11 protein-coding genes and 1 pseudogene are annotated in these 23,030 nt (G+C 44.7%); 5 read left to right on the top strand and 7 right to left on the bottom strand.

What is annotated here, in order from left to right; translation table 11 throughout:
- Positions 1-147 precede the first annotated feature (147 nt).
- Positions 148-1,809 carry a diphosphate--fructose-6-phosphate 1-phosphotransferase gene (locus WJQ40_RS09460; protein WP_337539617.1) on the top strand — a complete coding sequence of 554 codons (1,662 nt, stop codon included), beginning with the start codon at positions 148-150 and terminating at the stop codon, positions 1,807-1,809.
- A 72-nt stretch (positions 1,810-1,881) separates the two neighbouring features.
- Here the strand turns inward: WJQ40_RS09460 and WJQ40_RS09455 are convergent, their stop codons facing one another.
- Positions 1,882-10,587 carry an InlB B-repeat-containing protein gene (locus tag WJQ40_RS09455; protein ID WP_337539615.1) on the bottom strand — a complete coding sequence of 2,902 codons (8,706 nt, stop codon included), beginning with the start codon at positions 10,585-10,587 and terminating at the stop codon, positions 1,882-1,884.
- A 209-nt stretch (positions 10,588-10,796) separates the two neighbouring features.
- On the opposite strand from WJQ40_RS09455, the gene WJQ40_RS09450 reads away from it, so the two are divergent.
- The 4 genes and pseudogenes from WJQ40_RS09450 to WJQ40_RS09435 form a co-directional block, all read left to right on the top strand.
- Positions 10,797-11,543 carry a LytTR family DNA-binding domain-containing protein gene (locus WJQ40_RS09450; RefSeq protein WP_337539612.1) on the top strand — a complete coding sequence of 249 codons (747 nt, stop codon included), beginning with the start codon at positions 10,797-10,799 and terminating at the stop codon, positions 11,541-11,543.
- Positions 11,533-12,825, top strand: coding sequence for a GHKL domain-containing protein (locus WJQ40_RS09445; RefSeq protein ID WP_337539609.1), 1,293 nt, complete (start codon positions 11,533-11,535; stop codon positions 12,823-12,825). Before WJQ40_RS09450 ends, WJQ40_RS09445 begins: the two co-directional genes overlap by 11 nt.
- Before the next feature lie 24 nt (positions 12,826-12,849).
- A complete protein-coding gene (locus WJQ40_RS09440) occupies positions 12,850-14,136 on the top strand; it encodes a GHKL domain-containing protein (RefSeq protein WP_337539606.1) in 1,287 nt (428 codons plus the stop codon).
- 276 nt (positions 14,137-14,412) lie between these two features.
- Positions 14,413-14,595: pseudogene (locus tag WJQ40_RS09435) on the top strand (helix-turn-helix domain-containing protein); the annotation flags it as partial.
- 82 nt (positions 14,596-14,677) lie between these two features.
- Here the strand turns inward: WJQ40_RS09435 and WJQ40_RS09430 are convergent.
- The 6 genes from WJQ40_RS09430 to WJQ40_RS09405 all read right to left on the bottom strand — a co-directional run bounded on the left by WJQ40_RS09430 (position 14,678) and on the right by WJQ40_RS09405 (position 22,944).
- The gene (locus WJQ40_RS09430; RefSeq protein WP_337539603.1) at positions 14,678-16,144 is read right to left on the bottom strand and encodes a hypothetical protein; all 1,467 of its coding nucleotides are present in this window, start codon (positions 16,142-16,144) and stop codon (positions 14,678-14,680) included.
- 108 nt (positions 16,145-16,252) lie between these two features.
- Positions 16,253-17,920 carry a methyl-accepting chemotaxis protein gene (locus WJQ40_RS09425; RefSeq protein WP_337539601.1) on the bottom strand — a complete coding sequence of 556 codons (1,668 nt, stop codon included), beginning with the start codon at positions 17,918-17,920 and terminating at the stop codon, positions 16,253-16,255.
- A gap of 138 nt (positions 17,921-18,058) precedes the next feature.
- Positions 18,059-18,934 (bottom strand): PepSY domain-containing protein, encoded by an 876-nt coding sequence (locus WJQ40_RS09420; RefSeq protein ID WP_337539598.1) that lies wholly within the window; start codon positions 18,932-18,934, stop codon positions 18,059-18,061.
- 292 nt (positions 18,935-19,226) lie between these two features.
- Positions 19,227-19,916 (bottom strand): hypothetical protein, encoded by a 690-nt coding sequence (locus WJQ40_RS09415; RefSeq protein ID WP_337539595.1) that lies wholly within the window; start codon positions 19,914-19,916, stop codon positions 19,227-19,229.
- 21 nt (positions 19,917-19,937) lie between these two features.
- A complete protein-coding gene (locus WJQ40_RS09410; protein WP_337539593.1) occupies positions 19,938-21,425 on the bottom strand; it encodes an AAA family ATPase in 1,488 nt (495 codons plus the stop codon).
- Positions 21,426-21,585: 160 nt separating this feature from the next.
- Positions 21,586-22,944 (bottom strand): YodL domain-containing protein, encoded by a 1,359-nt coding sequence (locus tag WJQ40_RS09405; RefSeq protein WP_337539592.1) that lies wholly within the window; start codon positions 22,942-22,944, stop codon positions 21,586-21,588.
- Positions 22,945-23,030: the final 86 nt, after the last annotated feature.

Below are 23,030 nucleotides of genomic sequence, written 5' to 3'. Positions count from 1 at the left end.
CCGTCCTCTCCTGGTTAATTTTGAAAGAATTATGAGTGAGATTCCTTCAATAATTTCAACACAACAGTTTACTTTATTTTCAAAATATATTAGAATTATGTCGTATGTAATCAAGAAGTTTTATCAAAAATAAAGGAGAGACATAACATGAGCATTTCACCATTACAGAAAGCCAGATATGAGTATGCTCCCAAGCTTCCGGGCATGCTCAGACACGGCATTGCAGATATCTGCGTAAAGGAAGGCGAAGAAACACAGAGTGTTGCTGATCAGGAGAAGATCAAGGCACTGTTCCCCAACACTTACGGCAAGAAGGAAATCACCTTTGAAAAGGGTCAGAATACTTCCGAAATGAAGAAGCAGATCGTTGGCGTTATCCTTTCCGGCGGACAGGCTCCTGGCGGACATAACGTTGTATGCGGTTTATATGATGCTTTAAAGGCAACCAACAAGGAGAACGAACTTTATGGCTTCAAGGGTGGTCCGAGCGGACTGATCGAGGATGATTATATCGTTATGACTGACGAATATATCAACCAGTTCAGAAATACCGGCGGCTTCGATATCATCGGATCCGGCAGAACCAAGCTTGAGACCAATGAGCAGTTTGCTATCGCTGCTGATGTATGTAAGAAGCACGGCATCACTGCTATCGTTATCATCGGTGGTGATGATTCTAATACCAACGCTGCTGTTCTTGCAGAGTACTTTGCAGCACACAACACCGGTGTTCAGGTGATCGGTTGCCCGAAGACCATCGACGGTGACTTAAAGAATGAAGATATCGAATGCTCCTTCGGTTTCGATACTGCAACCAAGACTTACAGTGAGATCATCGGTAACATCGAAAGAGATGCAAACTCCGCTAAGAAGTACTGGCATTTTGTTAAGGTTATGGGGCGTAGTGCTTCCCACGTTGCTCTTGAATGCGCACTTGAGACACAGCCCAACATCTGTCTGATCTCTGAAGAGGTTGCAGAGAAGAAGATGTCCCTTTCCGCAATTGCTGATTATATTGCTGATTCCGTAGCTGCAAGAGCTGCAAAGGGCATGAACTTCGGTGTTGCTATCATCCCTGAGGGTGTTGTTGAATTCGTACCTGAATTCTCCGTACTGATCCAGGAGATCAACGAGCTTCTTGCAGGAAGCAAGGCTGATGCCTTCAATGCACTTCCTACATGGGAAGAGAAATATGCTTTCATCGAGAAAGGTTTAACCAAGGAATCCATGGAAGTATTCGCTATCCTTCCTCAGGCTATCCAGCAGCAGTTATTCCTTGAGAGAGATCCTCACGGAAACGTTCAGGTTTCCCTGATCGAGTCCGAGAAGTTATTCTCCGCTCTTGTAAAAGATAAATTAGCAGCAAGAAAAGCAGCCGGAACCTACAATGGTAAGTTCAGTCCCCTTCATCACTTCTTAGGTTATGAAGGAAGATGTGCTTTCCCTTCAAACTTTGACTCCGACTACTGCTACTCCTTAGGATACAATGCATTCATGCTCATCCAGTATGGTTACAATGGCTACTTATCCAAGGTTTCCAACCTTTCTGCTCCCGCAAGTGAGTGGGTTGCAGGTGGTATGCCGATCACCAAGATGATGAACATCGAAAGAAGACATGGCGAAGACAAGCCCGTTATCAAGAAGGCTCTTGTTGAGCTTGACGGTGCACCTTTCAAGTACTTCGAAGCTCACCGTGAAGAGTGGTCTGAAAATACCTGCTTCAAATATCCTGGTGCTATCCAGTACTACGGACCGGCTGAGGTATGTGACATCACAACAGTAACCCTTGCTCTTGAGCAGGCTAAATAAAAAAGCTATAACAAAACCCTTCAGAGAATCCCGACACACTTCATCGGATTTCTGAAGGGTTTTATTTACCCATTACGACTTCTGTTTTTCTCTCACATTTCTGTTTCTTCGTATAACTCTCCATACAATCAAAAGCACTGCCATGATAAGTATCAGCCACACAAAATAACAGATGCCAAGGAAGGTCGGGCAAATGTGGCATAAACTGCATTTACCGGCTTGCGGTGTCTGACTCACCTGTTTGTACGCAATTGCATAAGCAGAAAATCTGTCTGTATGGATCGTTACTGTATCCGGTGCATCATCCATATCGGTTAAAAGGGTATATTCCCCCTCGTGGGAACGGATAATGAAAAACTCTCTGGCAATGCTTTGCAGCTTCTGAGGAATACCGATCACTACCTCGATCGGTTCTACCGTTCCTGTAACAGCATTCCAGTCAGCTTCTCCTATTTTAACAAACAGAGAAATATCAACATACATTCCCAGTACCAGATCAGGTATTTCCTTATGGTACTCCTTTATACCGTTCTCGATCGCACTCTTATCCTTCTCTGGAACATTGCCGGAAATATCTTTCACCTCTACCCGGATTTCTATGTTTTCTCCAGCAGCTGCACTTTGGAGCTGCGCCGGTGTCAGCACTGCACTCACTACTGCAGCAGTATCAGACACTCCTGCCGTATACTCCTGTTCCTCACAGACAACCATTACAGTGACTGTGCCTTCTCCAATTTTCAGGGCAGTACTTGTATCTGCCATGCCCTTCACATTTCCTGTCGGCACAGCTTCACCCGATGTGTCCACCTTGCCGCCGGCTGTCATTTCCGGTACAAGTAATATGTCTTTTATGCCCGGCTGTTCTGATATACCAGGCTTGTCTGCCGGCTTCTCCAATGATCCGGATATATCCGGACTGCCAGCAGGCTTGTTCTCCGGCTTGTTCTCCAGCTTGTTCTCCGTTTTTTCTGGCTGCGCTGGTGGTAATGGTGTTTCTGTTCCGCCGCCTCCCGGTTTCTCCGGTTCCGGCTTCTTTATCGTCCGGTCAAAGCCGCAGTCATTGCAGATGGTATCCCTGTCATCGTCATATACATGGCTATGCTTTTTTCCCAATGCATCACAACGGCTGCATACTTTCCAATGTCCGTCTGTATCGTATACGTAATCTCCGCTAAAACTATGTCCTTTTGCCGGCAGTACCACATCCTGCGATGTGATTTCTGTCGTACAACTGCTGTCGGCATACCATCTTCCACAGTCACAGACATAATAGGCTTTGTTTCCCTTGGCAAGACACGTTGGTTCTACAGCCTGCACCAGAACCGCACTGTGAGTATGTATCCTTACAGTGATTTTCTTTTCTGCCCGGTTTCCGGCATTATCCATAGCTTTCACGATAATATCCGCACCGGCTGCCGGAAGCTTCTCTGTGGGTATGCTGAATTTGACCTCTGTTCTAATGCTTGTGGTAAAATCCTCCTGTACTACACACTCTGCACTATTTCCGATCTGATAAGCTGCCGAAGCCAGTCCCGCGGAAATAGCATTCTCCTTGTCATCCTTTACCGTCACGATGACTGTCGGCGCTTTCTCATATTCTTTTTCCGGACTTTCACTGCCATTTACCAAAAATGTGATCTCCGGTGCATTATCCTCCACGATAACACCATGGATGCCACTGCCATCCGTGCCTATCATCTTCGTATCCGACACATTTCCTGCATGATCCCTGGCAGTAATCATGATTTTCCCCTTAAAATCCGGGTTGATATAGATCACTGCCTTATAACCGGCATGATTCTCCACGGAAGCTTTTTTTACCGATGGCTGACCTGCTGTACTGCTATCTTCCGGTATTAGTTTATACTCCACACTCTCTATTCCACTTCCCGTTTCTTCGACAGGAATCGTAATTTCAAGACTGTCTTTTCGGATAAGCCAGTTCCAGAGATTTTTATATCCCTCATTGAAGGCTGCATCACCAATCACAGGCTTTATCGTATCAAGCTGTACGGTCATGGTGTCTGTCACCGTTTCATTTCCGGCTGCATCCACTGCCTTGAAGGTGTAGGTGTGCCATCCCTCGACACAGGCATAATCCCTTGTTATGGTTGTTCCCCCTTCTGTAATAACACCCTTGATCTCTTCATACCCACTATCATCCACCTTACCATACAGGCTTTTGACTCCCTTGTTATCGGAATAAGATAAAACAATGCGGATCTGATCCGTATTATACCAGCCCTTTGGATTCGGGCTGACATTACTCTTTACTGACGCAGCAAGCTTTGGCTTTTGTACATCCTTAAAATAACCATAGCAGATTTTGTCTCCATATTCCGCTGCCCCGATCTTCGTATAGGCTGTTCCTGTATAACCGGCATTATCATACCATCCACAGAACACATATCCTTCCTGTGATGGAACCGGCATAGTCAGCTCCTGTCCATGGACATAGCTTTTATACATGTCTTCCGGCTCATAAACGCTGCCATCCGGCAGGGACAGATTATAATACACACGATAGGAATTCGGTATCCACTTTGCAAAAAGCGTTGTGTCTGTCATAAGCTGCGACTGGGTATCAAAATTAAATTTCCGGCTGTCTGTACATCCCGCATCCCCATACCAGCCTCCGAAGGTGTAACCCTCACGGACAGGTTCCTGCGGCTCCGTGACCGCACACTGCACAGCCGCCCCTGGAGTAAGACCATTGTAGGTCGTCCATATAAGCTGAGGCTCCACGCTGCTTCCACCCTGACTGTCAAAGGTGATCTGTCTGACATAAAAAGTCTTTTGCTCACAGGCAGTGCTGTCATTGTATGCCTTCTTATAATATTGGATCTGCTTTGTTCCAGTGCTTTTTACAGTGTAGACCGCTTGCTTCTTTTTCAGCTTTGATGAACTGTAGATTCCCTGATAAGCCGGTAGCTCTGCCAGTACCTCCGTCTGTGCCGTTCCGGTAAGCTTTCCTCCTGATGGTCCATAGGTAAGAGAAACACCCATGGACAGTCCTGCGGACAAGGGCTGTGCCTTGTTTGGTCCAGTAAATTCCAGATGATGGACATCATCCTTTTTTATCTGCTCTGAAAAACCATCCCGTATATTTCCCTTCCGGTCTGTCACCTTATAATATAAATAACAGGTTCCATAATAGTCTGACAAAGAAATCGTATATTCACCCGCTTTAACCGCGGCTGCGTCAAGGTCGACCATTCCTGTTGCCGGTTTTTTAGAAGTATCTGTCACCCATTGATACGCTGCACTCTGAACGCCGCTGGGTGTGCCTCCCTCGGTTCCTGCCATATCCGCAAATGTAAGCTTTACTGAAACATTGGGATCCAGATACCATCCGCTTGTTCCATTGCGCGTTCCATTGACTGTACAGCCAACTGTTGGTGCTGTCACATCCATATCCGTCATTTCCACACGGTATTCTTCGCTGACATTTCCCGCATTATCCGTAAGCCTTACCACATAGCTTCCGTTTTTCTTTACGGTAAAGCTGTTTCCTGTGAAGGTTGTCCAGGTGCTCTCTCGCGGCATCCTGTACTCTCCGGTACGGATACCGCTGCCACCATATCCTGTAATATTTCCCTTCTTATCATAAACAGCCGTATGGTTATCTGTAACACCAATCAGTTCTATTGTTCCCGGCTTGTCACCGGCAGCTGTAAAAGATGCCAGTTTCGGTGCCTCATTGTCGATTCTGGTCACAAGCACCTCTGCTGCCGCAGAGTTCCCGAATTTATCCATTACCATAAATTCATAGACACCGTTTTTCGTCACAGTACAGCTTCCGACGGTCATATTCTCAGTCACTGTACCCTTCGGTGTGTAGACAAACGCAAGCGCTCCCGCACCTGTGCCGCTTCCCTGTGCCGCTTTCCATGTAAGTGTGGCATTTTTTGTCCACGAAGCCGGATTTCCCGTTACTGTAATGGAAGGAAGGGCTGCTGCAGTTGCCTTCTTTATCACATGATAAGGTCCTGACTTCACGGTTTCCGATACATTTCCAGCTCCGTCTGTCACCCTTACATGCAGGTACTTTTCAGTCTTTGACGTCTCTGCTGCGGTATATTGTGCCTGATAGCTGCCATCTGCAACCGCAGTCAGTATCTTCCATGTAGAAGGAGAAGGAGTCCCTGTCGTATTCGTCCATGCATACTCCACCTTTGCCACACCGCTGCCACCGGTATCCTCCGGAAGTACCGCAATGGTCAGCTCATTGTATACCCTGTCCGCTTCGGTGCTGCTGCCGCTGCGAAGCGTCACGGTCGGTTTTTTACTATCTATTTTTTTAACCTCAATGGTCTTGGATATCACATTCCCATAGGTATCCGTCAGCGTAACGGTATAGCTTCCATTTTCTGTGACATACAGATTAGCTGAGCCATTGGAGGATGTAATACTTTTCACTTCCTTCTTTGGTCCGTCAAAGGTAAGCGTTGTCCCTGTGCTCTGGGCACCCGCATACTGCACCACGATATATTTACCAGACTTCCACACATCGGCTGCGTCCGCTGATGCTGCCGTTCTGTCAGCCCTCACCGACACATCCGTGATTGCAGGATTCATAAAGGTAAAGGCCGGATACTGATGGGTCGATGCACCCGATGCTGCCGTGGCGAGCACATGCAGATACCAGGTCTGTGTCTGCCCCGCGGTTCCTCTGCTCTCTGTGAGCTGCGTACCGCTTGTGATGGTCTGCCAGCCATAGCCTGGCAGTGCAGCATCCTTCGTCCATACATACTGAAGGGAGTCTGCTCCTTTGGCTGTGATCGTTGCCTTATGACGAGGCAGACTGCCGCTGGTATCCGCCCTAACGGTCAGTACCGGTTTCGTGGCATCCACCTGGATATTGGTATTGCCGCCCGAAAAGGTCTGGCTCGTACCGGATAGATGGCACATATCCTTAATGCTGCCAATACTACTGATGCTGTTGACCTTCAGTGCGTCCGCACGATCTAAGCTGACATCAGAGGATACCTTCCCTGTAAAATAAAGCACATTCGTATCCGCACCACCGGCATAGGACAGGGTTCCCACATTCGTAGAGATCGTAAGGCTGCTGCTTAAGCTGCTATTCTGCCTGTCCACAATCTCGTCAAAAACCAGCGCTACGGTGATCGGATCTCCCGGAAGATAGGTGCCTCCTGCCATCGGTGCAACGCCAAGGAGAGCCGGCTCCTTCTCGTCATTGACCATCACAAAGCTTTGCAGGCCGTCCACGTACCATATATCACTATCCGCACCAGTCGCACCAAAATAGGCGTAGCAGGTCTGATCCACCCCAAGCTTCACCCAGGTTTTGCCATTGTAACCATGCGCCGTACCGGAGCTGTTTTTGGGATAGCCTGCTCCTTCCCCTCCTCTCGTTCTGGTGTCAGGAAAAGAATAGATGCCTGCTGCTTTTCCTTTCGGCTGCAGAAAATTACATGCCCAGAGCTGCCCCTTTACTCCTGCGACAGCTGTATCCTCTTTTCTATTCTCTGTATCATAATTTCTATCTTCTAATGGTTCGGTTCCCAGATAGGCGTGTTCATAGCCGTCAATCTCTTCATATGCCTTCAGCACATACCGGTAATACCACCCGCTGGCTGTGGACCTTAGATACTCCTGCTGCCGTATATCCGTATAGTAGCCGGAAAAAGAACTGCTGGTATTATAGTTTGTATCCTTTTTGCGGTTTGTAAGAAAGCTCACATTGTTTCTTTTTCCACCCTGTGAATCATCTGTATCCGCAATCCGTTTTCCCTTTGTTCCGGATGTCTCAGCGACATGTGTGATCGTTTTTTCTGTTGTATAAACCGACCGGTCCACAGTATAGCTGCTGTCTTTTGGCATTGTCCGCTGCATCGAGCGGCGTGTCTGGTCAATCGTTCCGCCGCCTCCCACGCGGTAGATCTCCAGCGAATAGGTTCTGTCGGCATTGGAATACTTTGTTCCCGCTTTACTCTGATAAGCATTTGTCACACCAAGCTCCGTCACCGTCACGGTCTTTGACGTTTCCCCTGCCTCAAAGTAGACAGCCCCCTGCTGATGAGTAAAATGTGTACCACCCACCGCCGAACCGTTTACCGTACGGTAATATACCATCTGCAATTTATCCGTTCCATTGCTTCTTGTGATCGTAAAGGTTGCTTTGCCACCACTGCCTGATACATTGCTCACGGAAAATGTACCGTACTTAGGAATTCCGAAGCCGAATTTTTCCGCTTCACTGTAATACACCTTCTCTTTGCCGTCAGCCGTAACCTTCGCATATGCCCGCGCATAGTATTCCACGCCGGCATTCAGACCTGTGGCTTTCACATTCAGATTTCTATTTTTTGTTGTAACGACTGAAGCAGTTGTTTTGCTGCCGTTATGAAAGTCCACCGTCGGAGCAGGCATAACGCCCCATACAAAGCCGGTTTCCTTAATTGTATCTCCACCGGTATGTGCCAGAACCGCTTTCAGATCGAAGCTGTCCTTGCTTCCTGCAACTTCGGTAAGCGCACCAAGCTTTAATTCCAATGGCTTTGCAGTCACCGTGATTACATAATTATTAATGGTCGTATTTCCTGCGGCATCGGATGCTGTTACTTTGATTGTCTTTTTCCCCGGAAGAGCTGCGATATCCTTCAGTATGGTGTAAGTCAAAGGCTTCTCTGCAAGCCTGTGGTTATCCGTCACAGAGAGTGCCTCACCAAACAGCTTCTCCACCGTCTCCTGCTGCTCATCCTCCACCACAGTGACCGGCGTATAGGTGAGCACCGGTGCCGTCTTGTCGATATTATCCACCCATACCGGATAAAGGAAGGACATATCACTGCCCTTTAACTTATAGCTTATCGTAAAGGTGTATTTTTTGTTTACTGTCGCTGTCTTCGTTGCTCCATCTGTAACCTTTACATCCGTGATTCCCAGCTTCAGCATATCCTCAGCCTTTACCGTTATCATCACGTCACGATTGGTGAGTATATCCGGCGACAGCGTATGGCTGACCTTCGGGCCAAGACCCACGCCCTGATTAAAATAAAAGCTGAAGCTGTCTGTTGCCTTGATTTCTTCTGTTTTCGGATCCTTAAGAATTCCGGTAATTTTATATACACCGCCAGGCGAGTTAAGGGGCATGCTTAAGGCAATCTGCTCCTGTGACTTAGCCTTTCCAAAGCAGGCATCCAGTGCATTTCCTGTCTCTGTCTGTGTCAGTGTATACTCTGTCGCATATTCTTTGTTTCCTTTCTGCCGGATTGTCACAAGAGACTGTACGGTAACCGTTTTACCTTTTGTGGATGTATCCTGAAGCTCCAGGGAAAATTTTTCAATGTTGGGATCTGCTGCACCACCGTCCAGCACAAGCTGCATCCAGTCTATTCTTACAATCCAGCTTCGCGGTGCCACCGTTACAGATATGACATTCTTTCCCTTTTTTAATTTTTCAAGGGGGATCTCCAATACAGTCGTATTCCACGTATTGTCCGTGCCAGACAGATAACCGATCGTCTCTTTATTATATTTTTTACCAGATTGATTTGTCTGATCCATCGGCAGATATATATCATCATTGAGATACACATAATCTGTCTCACCGTCATCCTCATCCACATCATAAGCCTTCACAGCCAGATAGGCACTCTGCGTAGGAAGCTCGTCCAGTGTAAAAGCCAGCTCGATGGGATGTTTTTTGTTTGAAAAACCCATGTTCTCATCAATGTCGCCATCTGCCTTCCCCGTATGGCTGTTGTTCTCGTTATCTGTCGTAACCATCAGGGTCTGTGGATGTGGTGTAAGAGCCGGAGCTTTGGCAGGTGCCCGCCGGGGCTGGTCTGTATCCCAGACAGCAGCAGGCATGGCATTCTCTTCCGGCGGCTCCACACCGTAGTCCTCCACCAGATCCTCCAGTGTCAGAAGCTCCGGCAGCTCATCCTCCTCCATCCGCTGCTGTATCATCTCCGGATAGTGATACGGACATTCCAGATCCATACAGTCCGTCTCCGTATCTCGTATATGCTCCAGCCCCTCCAGACGTTGGATAAGCTCCGCCAGACGCTCCTCCTCTTCCCCGGAAAGTGTTTCTTTATTCTCTGTATCATCTGTTTTATTTTCTGCAAGCCATGCGTCCAGCTTCTCCCTTGCTTCGGCAAGCTGCTCCGGATCTATCATATCCTTATTTTTCTCACCTGAGGAGAGATAGGTAAGGGGATCCGGCAGCTTCTCTAACAATGCAAGCAGTTCTGCAAACTCCTGTCCTCCTATGGCTGCAATTGTCACACTGATCTGCGGAAGGCTGACACCATCCGCTACCCTGTATTCTTCCGGAATAACCGGAATATAAACATAATGATTTCCCAATGCGGAAGAGTCAAAGCTGTCCGCTGTGTTGTTTTCCCATGTCACATGAATGGAAGTCTCCCGCATGCTTTTTACAGGGGGAATCGTTTCTACCGGTGCCGGTTGTTCTTCCTCCGCCGGTTTTTCCTCCTCCGCCGGTTCTTCTTCTGTCTCCTGTGTTACATCCCCGGTGGACTCCTCCACACTGTTTGTTTCCAACATTACAGTAAGGGTATCAGGAAATACGATTTCACTTTCCTGTGCACCGACCGGCAAAAGCTGCACTGCGACCGATTCATCCAGATCTCCAAAGCCCGTGATCACTTCCTGTGTTTTTATTTCTTCATTGGCAGTTGCAAACACGGAAAGATCAATGCTTGTAAATACCAGTGCTGCTGTCAGAACCAGTGCTGTGATACGCGCAGCTTTTTCTCCGGCCTTAAGCTTATGTATCTTCATAATGCTCACCTTCCCATTTTATCTTCTGAAAGCTTTTTCTGTCTTTTCAGCTAAAGTATATCGGAATTACTTTTTGTTATGGTCATCATTGCGGATTTGGCAGCTTTTTGTTCGGATTTGGTCACCCCCTGTTTCGTTGACTCATCCTGCCTTCTTTGCTACACTATAGGTGTAATCGCAAAACGATAAACCGGGAGGGGGATCATGCCTTGCAGATTGCTTTATGTGATGACGAAATAACGAACCATGAAAAGACCAGGGAGCTTATCAGACAATATAAACAGATACATTCTGACCGGACTCTTTCCTTATCTTCTTTTGCATCAGGAAAAGAACTTATAAACCATGTAGATGAACACGGTGGCTTTGACCTCTATATTCTGGACTGTATTATGCCGGAGATGAATGGTATTGAGCTTGGCGCTGCCCTGAGAATGCGTGATGATACGGGATTCCTGATCTACCTCACCACCTCTCCTGACTTTGCGCTGGATTCTTACCGGGTAGATGCCTTTGATTATCTGTTAAAGCCTGTCGAGAGCGAACTGTTTTTCCAAAGCCTTGACAAGGCTTACCGCTCCTTTTCACAGATCATGCAAAAGACCGTTGCCATCAAGACCACGGACAGTATCCGTATGATCCCCATCACAGACATACGGTATGCAGAGCGCATAGATAAACATATCGATTATCATCTGGCAGATAATACTGTGATACACAGCACCAGCTTCAACGGTTCTTTCCAAAATGCTGTATCTGAGCTGCTTTCGCACAAAAGAATGCTTCTGGTAGGTTCCTCCTTTGTCGTCAATTTATTCCATGTTACAGAGGTTACAAGATCAGACCTGCTGCTGACCGGAGATCTTCGTGTTCCGGTTCCCCGCCGTATGTACGAAACAGTCAAGAAGGAGTGGGCGGACTTTTGGCTGAATGGAGGCAGATACTATGCTTTTTGAGGATAATATTATTTTTTTGATCTTAAAAGTTATGATCACCTGCGCAGGTACCTTTGGCATGATGGGCTCCACCACGAAGTTCCGCTATGTGAAAGAGAAGCCCATACGTATCATGATTTTTGCTTCTTACTTCATTTATGTCATAATTTCATCCTACGCAATCATCTATTTTTTCAGCTACCAGCATTTACTGCGGGTATTTATCCTGACAATATCCTTTCCCGCCATCCTTCTGCTGCATAATATGTCTGACGAGCCATTTCCACGGCTTGTATTCATCCGTGCAACACACATACTTGTTTCTATATATATCGCAGCCACCATCACACTCATAAATACTGCGCTGCACGGAACGGAGCTCTCAGATATCCTGATGCGTCTGCTCGCCTATCTGCTTGTCATCCTGTTTGATTTTCATTTCATGCGCCGCATCTATCTGGATTTTATTACAGAGATCCGAAAAGGCTGGGGAATCCTTTCCCTGATTCCCTGTGCGCTGATCATCCTTGCCGTAGCACTTGCTTTTTATCCGGAGCATTATAGTAAACGCCCCACAAGTATCATACTGATCTATCTGCTCGGTGTTGTCATTGTCATTCTTTACACTGCGATCGGCGTATTTCTTTCTATGCAGTATCACAGGCAGGAAATCGATCAGAACAGGAAAATCCTTGAGCTGCAGGTACAAAATATACAAAGAAAGGCTGCCGACATGGAAAAACTTGCAAAGCAGACAAAAATCATCCGGCACGACACCCGTCACATACTTTCCACTATCGCATCCCTTGCTGAGAGCGGAGATATGCAGGCGATCCTTGACTTTACCGGTATCGCCGGACAGAAGCCTGATATGCCTGAAGCCTTCCATTACTGCACAGATGCCCTTTTGGATACAACACTTTATTCTTATCTTAAATCCGCAGAGGAATCCGGTATCCTGCTTCAAACCTCCGTCACTGTCCCGGATATTCTTCCGGTTGACTCTGCCGGACTTGCCATCTGCTTTGCTAATGCGCTTGGAAATGCCATAGAATGCTGTGAAAAGCTGCCAAAGGAGAAACGAAAAATTATTTTTAAATGCATTGGGAAACCCAGAATGATGTTTGAGATCGAAAATCCTCAGCCGGACAGGATAACCTTTGGCAGAAATGGTCTTCCTCTTTTACCGGAGGGCGGTATGGAAGCCCATATCCGTTCCATCGTGGCATTCTGTGAAAAATATGATGCCTTTTACACCTTTACGGCTGAAAACGGTTGGTTTAAGGTTATGGTCTCATTATGATAATGTTCAAAATGGAGGAATACTATGATTTTTGATGATAATGCGGCTTACCAGACCTACCGTATCTTTGTCGCCATATTTGGCACGCTCGGCATGGTCGTTGCCACTTCTCCGATGAAAAAAAACTATAAAAGGAACCTGCTGTTTTTAGGCGGATATGCCATTTATACAATTGTGTTCACCTTTTTTTCCATGCATTTTTGGGGATTTCTGTCTTTTCTCAGAAGCGTTATCCTTACTATTTCTCTGCCGGGTGTGATCATGATCTATATGACCGCAGACACCTCCGTCTCAAAGCATATCTTCAAATGCCTGTCGCAGCTCCTGCTCTCACTCTACCTTCTTATCAGTGTGACACTGCTCAACACGCTGTTTAAAGGCACGCTTCTGTCAAATGCAATACTTCTTCTGTCTGCCTATCTTGCTGCGATTGCCTTGGAATTTTTTGTTCTGAGAAGAGTTTTTCCGGATATAGCCGGGATCAATACCCAGGGCTTTGGAATTCTCGCATTGATCCCTATCGCCTTTTTTCTCTTTGTAATGACGCTTGCTCTCTATCCGGTTCATTACACACAAAACCCGGCTTTTCCACTTCTGTTCTACCTCTCAGGTGCTGTCATCGCCATCATTTATTATGCTGTTTTTCAATATCTGCGGACTCAGTATCAGTATCAGATAGATGAACAGAACCGTGAGATTTTGAAAATCCAGATACAGGGCATAAAAAAACATGTTGAAGATACGAAACGGAACGCCAAAGAAGTAAAGCTTATCTGGCAGGATACTCACAAGATGCTGTCCGGTATCGCTTCTCTTGCTAAAGAAGGAAATGCTAAGGCCATCCTTGAGCTTGTATCCGAATCAACTGAGCTGAACCGGCAGAGCACTCCCACCTATTACTGCAGTGATCCCATATTAAATGCTACCCTCACTGCTTATCTTGGGCAGGCCCTGGATTTGGGCATTACCATAGAGCACCATCTTGCGATTCCGGAAAACCTCCCTGTTGATTCCGCCGAGCTTTCCATCTGTTTTGCCAATGCTCTGGAAAATGCCACAAAAGCATGTGCAGAGCTTCCGGAGAATGAGAGAAAAATTATCATCCGCTGTATCTACAAGCCTGCCTTTATGTTTGAGATTGCAAACCCTTACAAAGGACAGATCACCCTGGGAAGAAACGGACTCCCCACCTCCACCAGAACAGGTCATGGAACTGGCACACGCTCCATCATAGCTTTCTGTGAAAAGCATAATGCTTTTTATGATTTTTCCACAGAGGGCGGCTGGTTTAAGCTCGTGATTACTCTGTAAGCTGTATCCCAGACGGCTTATGCAGACCTTTAATGCCTCCGACACGATGACAGATAATGTACTATGAAAATATGTCAATTCTGGATTCGTGGCTTCAGCGCAGCCAAACCTCCAGATTTCAAATACTTTTTTTCTTCCATCGAATTTCTTTGCTCCTCATCTTCATCGCACTTAGAATTTTATCCCTTTACATACGGTATCAGTGTAAACTGGAACCGGAATAATACATCATCAAATCGGTACTGCTCCAATACAACTGGTCCACAACTATTAGAACCAATGCAATTCATTGTGGGAATCCGAATCAACAATGCTCAGATGTTACTGGAAACAACAACTTATTCCGTCAATGAGATTTCTAAAATTGTTGGATATGATAACCAGCTTTATTTCAGCCGGCTTTTCCACAAGCTGAAAGGATATTCACCAAGAGAATACCGAAAGATTTATTTTCAATAGACATTGCCGATCTTCCATGATATTCTCTGTTTGTAACGCCCTCCAAAATTGGTGTTTCATAACCATGGCATCCATTTGTATGTTACCGGATCAGCTTCATCTCCTCGATCACCCAGTAATCCTCTTCCATATGGTACTCTGTTCCACAATACGGACAGTTCCGCTGACGCACTGCATCAAAGCTGGCTCCGCAGCTGTGACAGTTAACCGAAGTAACTGAAAAACCCGGCACCTCCCTGTGCGCGACATTCCTGCAGATTGTTACATCGATCAGGTCACCTGTCTTTTTGATCTTTCCCTGTTCTTCGCTGTAATTGATCCACCAGGTACGGATAGTCAGCTTGAGATCATCTCCCTGTCTTTTCACATTCCTAAGACACATGCCATTCGTATAGGTCATTTCCAGAATATTTTGAAAACGTGCATCCCGCTCTTTTCCCCGGTACGCTGTCAGGTTCTGCGGTTCTTTTGCAAACACCACCATACGGATCAGTGCAACCAGCTGTCCTTCAAATTTATCATAAGAGAAATTCGGATCATACTCTGTCATCATTCTCTTAATTTTGCTCTTGGATGAAAGAAAAGGAATCAATGGCAGATGCTTCATTCCATCTCTCTGAAACAGAGATGTCAGCATAAGAACCGCCGATGCCATCCATCCAAAGATTCCTCCTCCGATCAGTGCTGCCAGGTAAGCTGTAAACAGCGCTGCAGGCAGATTTCCATTGCTGGAAATCAGGGAACCCGGAATACAGATCAGCAGCACAATCCCCATAGACGCACCGATCACGATACGCTGCTGGGTAATATTTTTCGAAATAGAATCACTTCTGATAAAATATGTATTGATCACTCTCGGGAAAAGATCCTTTACCCGGAACTGGGTCTTACAATATGGGCACCCGCTACCAAGCTGCTCTACCGAACTGACACAGCCACAATTCGGACAGGTTACCATCAGATGTGCCATCTCCCGTTCATTTGGGGAATGCGCTATGATCTCATACATCACCTGCTCTACATTTCGCTGATACAGCACTTCCGTCCCTCTTATAAACTGCAGCTCCCTGCTGATATTTTCATAAGACATATCTGTCGTATACCATGCAGATTTTCTGGACACTGTCGCTGTTCCAAAGCTTTTTCCTCTGGCCGGATAAACCCGGTTACGCATATGGATCCTCTTTTCATCAAGACGCTCTTTCTGCAGCTTCAGATAATACAGGGTATCCCCGTCACAGCTTACCGGTTCCTCTTCCTTTTCGTACCAGTGGTTCAGCTGAAGTGCCATCCGGTCAAAAATCCCACGCCCCTTATCCCACGCTGGGACATATTCCCGGAAGTCCTTTACTTCCTTATAAAAACGTTTCAGGAAAGGAATCCCCAGTATACATAAGACCACCCCTGTGCCAAGCAGGAGCTGTCTGATCAGAAACGACCAGTCTGTTGTCGCACAGGATGCTAACAATGAACCTGTCATCAGCAGAGATGCTCCCTTTATCAGATTCGCAGTATCTGCCTGCCTGACTTCCTCCTTACGGCTCTTCATTGTCAAATCTCCTAAAAGTGACATATATCCCCTTTCCAATAGTCAATTCACCTTTTCCCTGAATCCGGGTTTTCCGCATCTGAATCTATGATATTTTCAAAAAGAATACTATGACTTCTTAAAATACTTCATCTGTTCTTCCAAAGCAGCAGATACCTTTTTAATCATTCCGGTATCTTCCGAAATTCTGTCAATAGATTCCGCTATACTTGACACATTCGCCGTTACTTCCTCATTGCTTGCAGCATTTTCTTCACTGATCGCACTGAGTTCAGTTATATTATTTATAATAGTCTGCTTCAATTCCTCCAGGTTCTTTGTTTTTTCTGCAATAGTTCCCGCAGTAGCGACATTAGCCTCAATAATCTGGCTCAGGGTATCAAAACCGGTCTTAGCACTTCCGATATCTGCCTGCTCCTTTTCTGCCAGCGTACGCATCCGTTCTGTCAGCTCTACAGATTTATTGGATTTCTCGAGAATGTCATCCACAATATTTTTAATTGCAGCCGCACCCTGGCTGCTCTGGTCTGCGAGCTGTTTGATCTCTGTAGCAACCACAGCGAAGCCTCTGCCTGCCTGCCCAGCTCTTGCAGCTTCAATGGACGCATTCAATGACAACAGATTCGTCTGTGAAGTAATATCGGAAATCAGTTCCACTGCTTTACTAATGGACGCAATAGCCTCATTTGTCGCCTTTACCTGTACTATCATCTCTTCAATAATAGCCGAAGATGTATGAGAGCTTGTCAGTACCAGATTCATGGATTCTGAAGCATTACGGTTTGCGTGATCCATTTTATCGGAGTTCTCATTCAATGTCACCGTCTCGGAATGGATTGCAGTCACATTGTTCCCCATTTCCATCATACTGGTATTAACAGACTGTACATTTTCTGCGAGTGATACAGCTGTTTTAGACAGCTCATCAATGGCCTGTCTGATCTGGTTTGCTCCCTTACTGCTTGCAGACGCCAGCACATTTAACGATTCCATATTGTTGTCCAGCTGCATTGCGTGCCCATCCACCTCTGTGACAATACTGTTCAATTTATCCTTTAGAGCTGCAGATGCCCGGATCAGAGTCGTCACTTCACGAATTACAGATTTTACTTCCAGATTGCCGGACAGATCTCCATTTGCTACACAGTCAATATATTCTGCTGTCGCCAATAATGGTTTCCGTATCTTGAACGACAGATAAACCAATATTGCAGTAAAAAGAACGATCATACATCCAGCGAGCAGAACCAGGCTTCTCAACATACCGGATATTGCATTTCGGACTGCGCTTTCCCGTTCTCCGGAGAAAGCCATTCCCAAAATCTCCCCATCGTCTGACCGAACCGGCATATAATAGACATAATACCTTTCTCCGTTAATTTTCACTCCGTCTGCCATATAATCATTACCGGCTTTAACGGTTTCCCATACCTTAGGATCTGCCTTGGTTCCTTCAATCCGTTTTCCATCTTCGTCCACAATGGAAGTAATAAACCTCTCATCCCCCATGAACAGTGTCTGTTCAATGTGCTCCTCCTGCAGGGAGTCTATGAACTGATAGCTTATGTCATCCTTTTCCAAAATATCCTCACGGATATCCCATGTAAAATACTGTTCCACCGATGTGGAACAAGCCTTCAGCCGCAGATAGGTACTGTCAATCAACTCATTTTTCATTTTAGCTGATGCATACACTGTCAGGGCAACAATCGCTGCAATCATCGGAATACAGCCGATCATAAGGATTACCTGCAAATACCCCATTTTCTTTTTCATTTTAATACCTCCCATATCATTTTCATTGCTCCAAAAGATATTAAAATTATATCATTGCCACGATGAAAAATCCATACAGGTGGTCAGTCACTTCAGGGTTATTTCATGAAGGCTTTCATGAATTATTCACAGACAAATCTAACGGATCTTCTCAGCATCCCACTCCATTACGGATCCGGTCGCTGCATCAATCGTGAATTCATATTCCGTTCCACCGTAGATGATCTTTCCTTCATATTCCGGACGTCCGTCATCGTAATCAAGCTTCCATTCGTAGATATCTTTGTCCGTTGCACCACTTACACGGTCAAGAGCTGTTTTCTTTGCATCTGCCTCACTGACCGTAACGTTATTGCTATTTGCTCCCACCGTTTTTTCTTCATATGCAGAGCTTATGATCTCTCCGGTGTCTGCCGCAATCTCATAATCATATTTTGCACCACCTGCATACCATTCAATATCATATACCTGCCGTCCGTCTTCATAGTCAAGCTTTGACTTGGTGATCGTTGCATCCGCCGCTTTCACTCCGGCATGCTTCAGTGCGATCTTCTGTGCTTCTGCTTCATCCACGGTTCCGATACCTGTTGCGTTCTGTGCCGGAGCAGGGGCTGAGGTCTGTTCCTTAGCAGGGGAAGCGGAGTCTGCCGCCTCCGTCTGTGTCCCGGAAGCCTGCGCATTCTGCTCCTGGCTGCTCATTTCCATGACAGCTCCTGTCTCTGCATTGATCGTGTAGGCGTAGGCATACTCTCCTGAAGTAAATTCCACCTTATAGCAGGCCACTCCCGCCACCTCACTTAAGGTCGTGGCTGAAATGTCTGCATCTGCCGCTTCAATATCCGCTGCTTTTAACGCCGCTTCCTGTGCCTCCTCCATAGGGATCATCTGTGTCTGCTCCTTCGTCTGCTCCTGGCTGCTTGGCTGCGGAATGCTGGCTGCCGCATTATCTCTGCATCCGGTCAGGGTCACTGCAAGTGCAAATGCCGCTCCGGTAAAAATCCATTTCTTTCTCATACTCTTTCTTATCCTCCATATCAGATTGGAATGCGTAAAGTGTAGCTGATATCCTGCCAGATTACAAGTGAAATTTTTGTGTGCAGGGGAAATTTATAAAAATTTAATAAATATAGTAACACTTGCAATACCGTAAATTGCACCGCCCATGCCTCTTTTTACGGATTCCCTGATTGTCTCCATTTTGTATAACAAAAGGCAGCCCACTATGGACTACCCTGATAAAAATAAAAAGCAGCAAATCATTTGCTATGTGTAGTGATATTCTATGGAATCAGTACTGTGTATTCATTTATAGAAGCGGATTCCTATCAAAATATATACCAAGATTACTGTTTCTCTCCAGTGAATGTCTTTCTTCTTTAATGTACCTCCAGGATCCCGGATGGCTCTTTGGCATGTCCTCTGCGGCAAGATTTTTTATGTAGGGTATAAACCTTTCCTCTTTTCCAATAAACATTTGTTGAAACTTATCAGCATACTTCTCCTTTTCTGCATCTGTCAGATTATTTTTATTATATAAAACATGATCCAAATTGCATGACATAAAATAGCACTCATAAGGGATATTTTCTATTTCCTTTTCTCCCAGCAGAAAATTCATTAATTCTTTTTTATGTATATTTCTGGCTTTTACTCTTTCCGGATATTTACAGGAAATTTCAGTTTCAGAATATACAAATTCTTCTGTATCTCCTTCCATGATATGGGATTCATCAATATACGTTCCATCTGTATCAAAGATTTGAATGATTTGAAAAACATTGCTTTTCTTTAATTTTGCATAGTCCATATATTTTTTCACAATTTTATAAATTTCTTCTTTTACTTTTTCTTTTGTTATGTTCTCATCTGACGTAATGTCGCCTCTTGTAAATTCAAATTGTATATCTCTGTGACGATATATTTTTTTGAAGATATTTTCTAACGCAGTTTTATCTGTTTTCCCTTCCACCACAAAAATAACAGCTTTATCCATCATCTGCATTACTCTCCTTTTACTCTATTCCTTTGGTGACGATTCATTAAGCAGCTGTAAAAGGTCTTCCGGCAGGTCGATCTCTTCGTCATCCTTTTCTATACTTCCTGCCCTTTTGAATGCATAATTCATATCCTGCAGTTCTCTGTTATCATATAGTCGTTCTTTTTGACCTCCCAGCACAATGGATCTGATATAAAAATCACGCTTATTATGGTTTTTTTCAATCCCCTTTAAAGAAATATAACGATTGCTCGGATTTATTGTAGAACAGATGATATTTTTCTTATCAAGTCTCTCTAATACTCTTAAGTTATGTGACGTAAAAATCAATTGACCCTTTGCACCATCCGCCAGTAAGCCAACCAATTCTCCTAATAAATACTCAAAGATTCCTGCATCTAATTCATCTACCACCAGGCAGATTCTTTCATCATTGTATAGGGAAATCAAATAATTTAGCAAAGAAATAATTCTTTTAATTCCCTCTGATTCATACTTCGTCAGAAATTTTTTGCCACCCCTGATGGAATAGACTTCGGCTTTGACCATTTTCTTTCCATCTTTACCTGTTTCCTCTTCTACTTTTTCCATTTTAATTTTCAAATCAGGGACAATCGCTGTCAAAGCAATATTAATTGCTTCCACACTTTTTCTTAAACGTTCATATAATTCTTCTGGGAACTCCCCTCTGCCATTCACAAAAAGTGGTAAGCATCCCTGCAATATTTCATTTTCTGTCTCTTCATGAATATTCACCGGAATAAATTCATTATCATAATTCGCTCCTAACTGATTTACTTTCACCACTTGGAACCGAAACGTTGCAAAACTATATAATGCTTCTATAATTTTTTGAAAAGTCTGCTCTTCCTCGTTGATTTTATCGGCATCCTGCGCAGACAATGCTTTCATAAACATCTCATTAAAATATATGGAAGTACTATTCTGTGCACAGACAATTGCCATACTTTGTATCGTTTTCAATGCCTTCGGAACTGGAACACCTACGTTTAATGATTTTATTTGTGCTGTCACATTTTCTATCACATTATCCATATTATAAAATGGATTATGAAATTCAAATATTCTCTCAGAATTCCAGCTTTTTCCTCTGCTCCAGTACCTGATTTCCTCTGATTCAATTTCGATTTTCTTTTCTTTTGTCAATTGTTTCAGACGTACTTTGTACTGTGCCCTGTATATCTTCTCATCACATTGAATATAAAAAAGTGCAGTCAAATTTACCGGGGTCTCACAGTCAAACATTCCCCCATACGTATCATAATCAATTTTTCTGCCACTTAAAACATGTTGCATAATGTCAAGGGCCTCTATTACTGCCGTTTTTCCCGAACCATTCTGCCCATAAATCCCATTGATATCTTCTCTTTCTATATTCCCCCGGTATTGCACATTAGCATAATTTACTAACCTTACATCTCCATAATTCACATTCTTGAAATTTTCTATCTGTATCTCAATAATTCTTACAATACTTTTTGAATTCATCGTCTACCTCCAATGCAAGATTTCAATTATAGCAATACATATTATATATTAATTCCGACAAAATGTCCAGTTTCACTTTTATTATATGCTGACCATATATTATTATTCACATTCTGCCAATTAACTCTAACTCCTCTACTGTAAATGGATTTTTCATTATCTACATCTCCCTGCTATTCTTTTTAACTTTATTCTGATCCTGCGGATCTCTGACTTGTTTTTCCGAAACTTCACATTGCTTTGTGCAAAGACGCTCTTTCAACGATGTACGTCCCTGCTGCAGCTTCTGCTTATCTTCTTTACGATTAAATTTTTCCACACCATTGTTAAGCACATTGTCAATCATGTTATAATTCTGCTCTTCCATTTCCTCGATCTTAGCAAGCGGCTTGTACTCTGCCAGTTTTGCAAGCAGCTCTTTGGCTCTCTGCTCACTGTTCTCATCGGTGCCTTCTTCTATGGAAGTCTGCAAAAAATTCTGCAAATGTCCGATGTTTCCATTGCGTATATCTTCTGCGATCCTTTGCACCTGCGCTTCCTGATCCGATACCGTATCCCCATACTCATAAGGATCCATGTCATAGGATAACCGATCAAGTTCTCCCGCAAGTGCCTGTATTTTCTGCTCTTTCGTTTCCCGGTCATTGACCTCTTTCTCCGGGAATGCCTCTACCAGCTTTTTAATAGCGTCCTGCACGCTCGGATGATCTCTCACATCCGGCATATAGTTGAGAAAATCTACATCAATCGTCTTTCCGGTAAGAAGATCCACCTGGTCATCCTCCAGGCAGTCGGTTCCCTCTACATGAAGATTCACTCCGATTGCCGGAACTCCATTTAACCGTGCCGGATCCAGTTTCCGGTAAATCCGGATAGCATCTTCAATGGTTGGAATATCCTCATAATATGCTCCGATGTCATGAAATTCTCCACATTCTGCCACAGTAAATGTGACCGTAAGATCTTCTGCTTTTTCTTCCAGTTCATGCAGAAATTGTGGCAGACCGGTAAATCCGAACGTATCCACAAAATGTGCGCTGTTTTCTCTGTTTTCATGCAGTACCACAATGTCACTGACAGAAAGAGAATGTGCCTTGTAGTCTGCCGGGTGATCAATATTGAACTTCGTATAGATGGCTCCCAGTGTTTCCCCCTGCGTCCTTCCCCGGAATTCAGACAATTCCCCCATATACACCTGTTCATAATTCTCCGGCACTATGGTATCAAAATTATACTTGGTGATCCCCATACGTTTCAGACTTTCCGTTCCTTCAAAGCGGAACTTATCCAGTTCAGGATTCTTCTTTAACTGGTAAATGCCATACTTATCCATACTTCCATGAAGTAACTGTGCAGCTTTTCGTGCATCAGAAGCTTCATGCTGTTCCTGTGATTTATTGATTTCTGTCTCCGAATCCTGCAATGCATCAATCTCTTTCTGCGCATCCATCATAGTAAGCTCCACATCCTTGTCTGTAAGTTCCTGTACTTTTTGTTTTTCTGTCTGATTATCTGTCATAGATTACCTCCATTTTTGCATGATAAAAGGCAGCCCACAATGGACTGCCTTGATAAAAGAAAAAGCAGCAAATCATTTACTGATCT

The organism is Suilimivivens sp., assembly GCF_037359455.1.
In the GTDB taxonomy this organism is placed as follows: Bacteria; Bacillota; Clostridia; order Lachnospirales; family Lachnospiraceae; genus Suilimivivens; species Suilimivivens aceti.
This window is presented reverse-complemented; position numbering and strand designations above follow the sequence as displayed.

Excerpts from the sequence above, each read along its gene's own strand:
- WJQ40_RS09415 (WP_337539595.1), bottom strand. The coding sequence starts at position 19,916 with ATGATGGATAAAGCTGTTATTTTTGTGGTGGAAGGGAAAACAGATAAA.
- WJQ40_RS09430 (WP_337539603.1), bottom strand. The coding sequence starts at position 16,144 with ATGAAGAGCCGTAAGGAGGAAGTCAGGCAGGCAGATACTGCGAATCTG.
- WJQ40_RS09405 (WP_337539592.1), bottom strand. The coding sequence starts at position 22,944 with ATGACAGATAATCAGACAGAAAAACAAAAAGTACAGGAACTTACAGAC.
- WJQ40_RS09445 (WP_337539609.1), top strand. The coding sequence starts at position 11,533 with ATGCTTTTTGAGGATAATATTATTTTTTTGATCTTAAAAGTTATGATC.
- WJQ40_RS09410 (WP_337539593.1), bottom strand. The coding sequence starts at position 21,425 with ATGAATTCAAAAAGTATTGTAAGAATTATTGAGATACAGATAGAAAAT.
- WJQ40_RS09460 (WP_337539617.1), top strand. The coding sequence starts at position 148 with ATGAGCATTTCACCATTACAGAAAGCCAGATATGAGTATGCTCCCAAG.
- WJQ40_RS09425 (WP_337539601.1), bottom strand. The coding sequence starts at position 17,920 with ATGAAAAAGAAAATGGGGTATTTGCAGGTAATCCTTATGATCGGCTGT.
- WJQ40_RS09455 (WP_337539615.1), bottom strand. The coding sequence starts at position 10,587 with ATGAAGATACATAAGCTTAAGGCCGGAGAAAAAGCTGCGCGTATCACA.
- WJQ40_RS09440 (WP_337539606.1), top strand. The coding sequence starts at position 12,850 with ATGATTTTTGATGATAATGCGGCTTACCAGACCTACCGTATCTTTGTC.
- WJQ40_RS09420 (WP_337539598.1), bottom strand. The coding sequence starts at position 18,934 with ATGAGAAAGAAATGGATTTTTACCGGAGCGGCATTTGCACTTGCAGTG.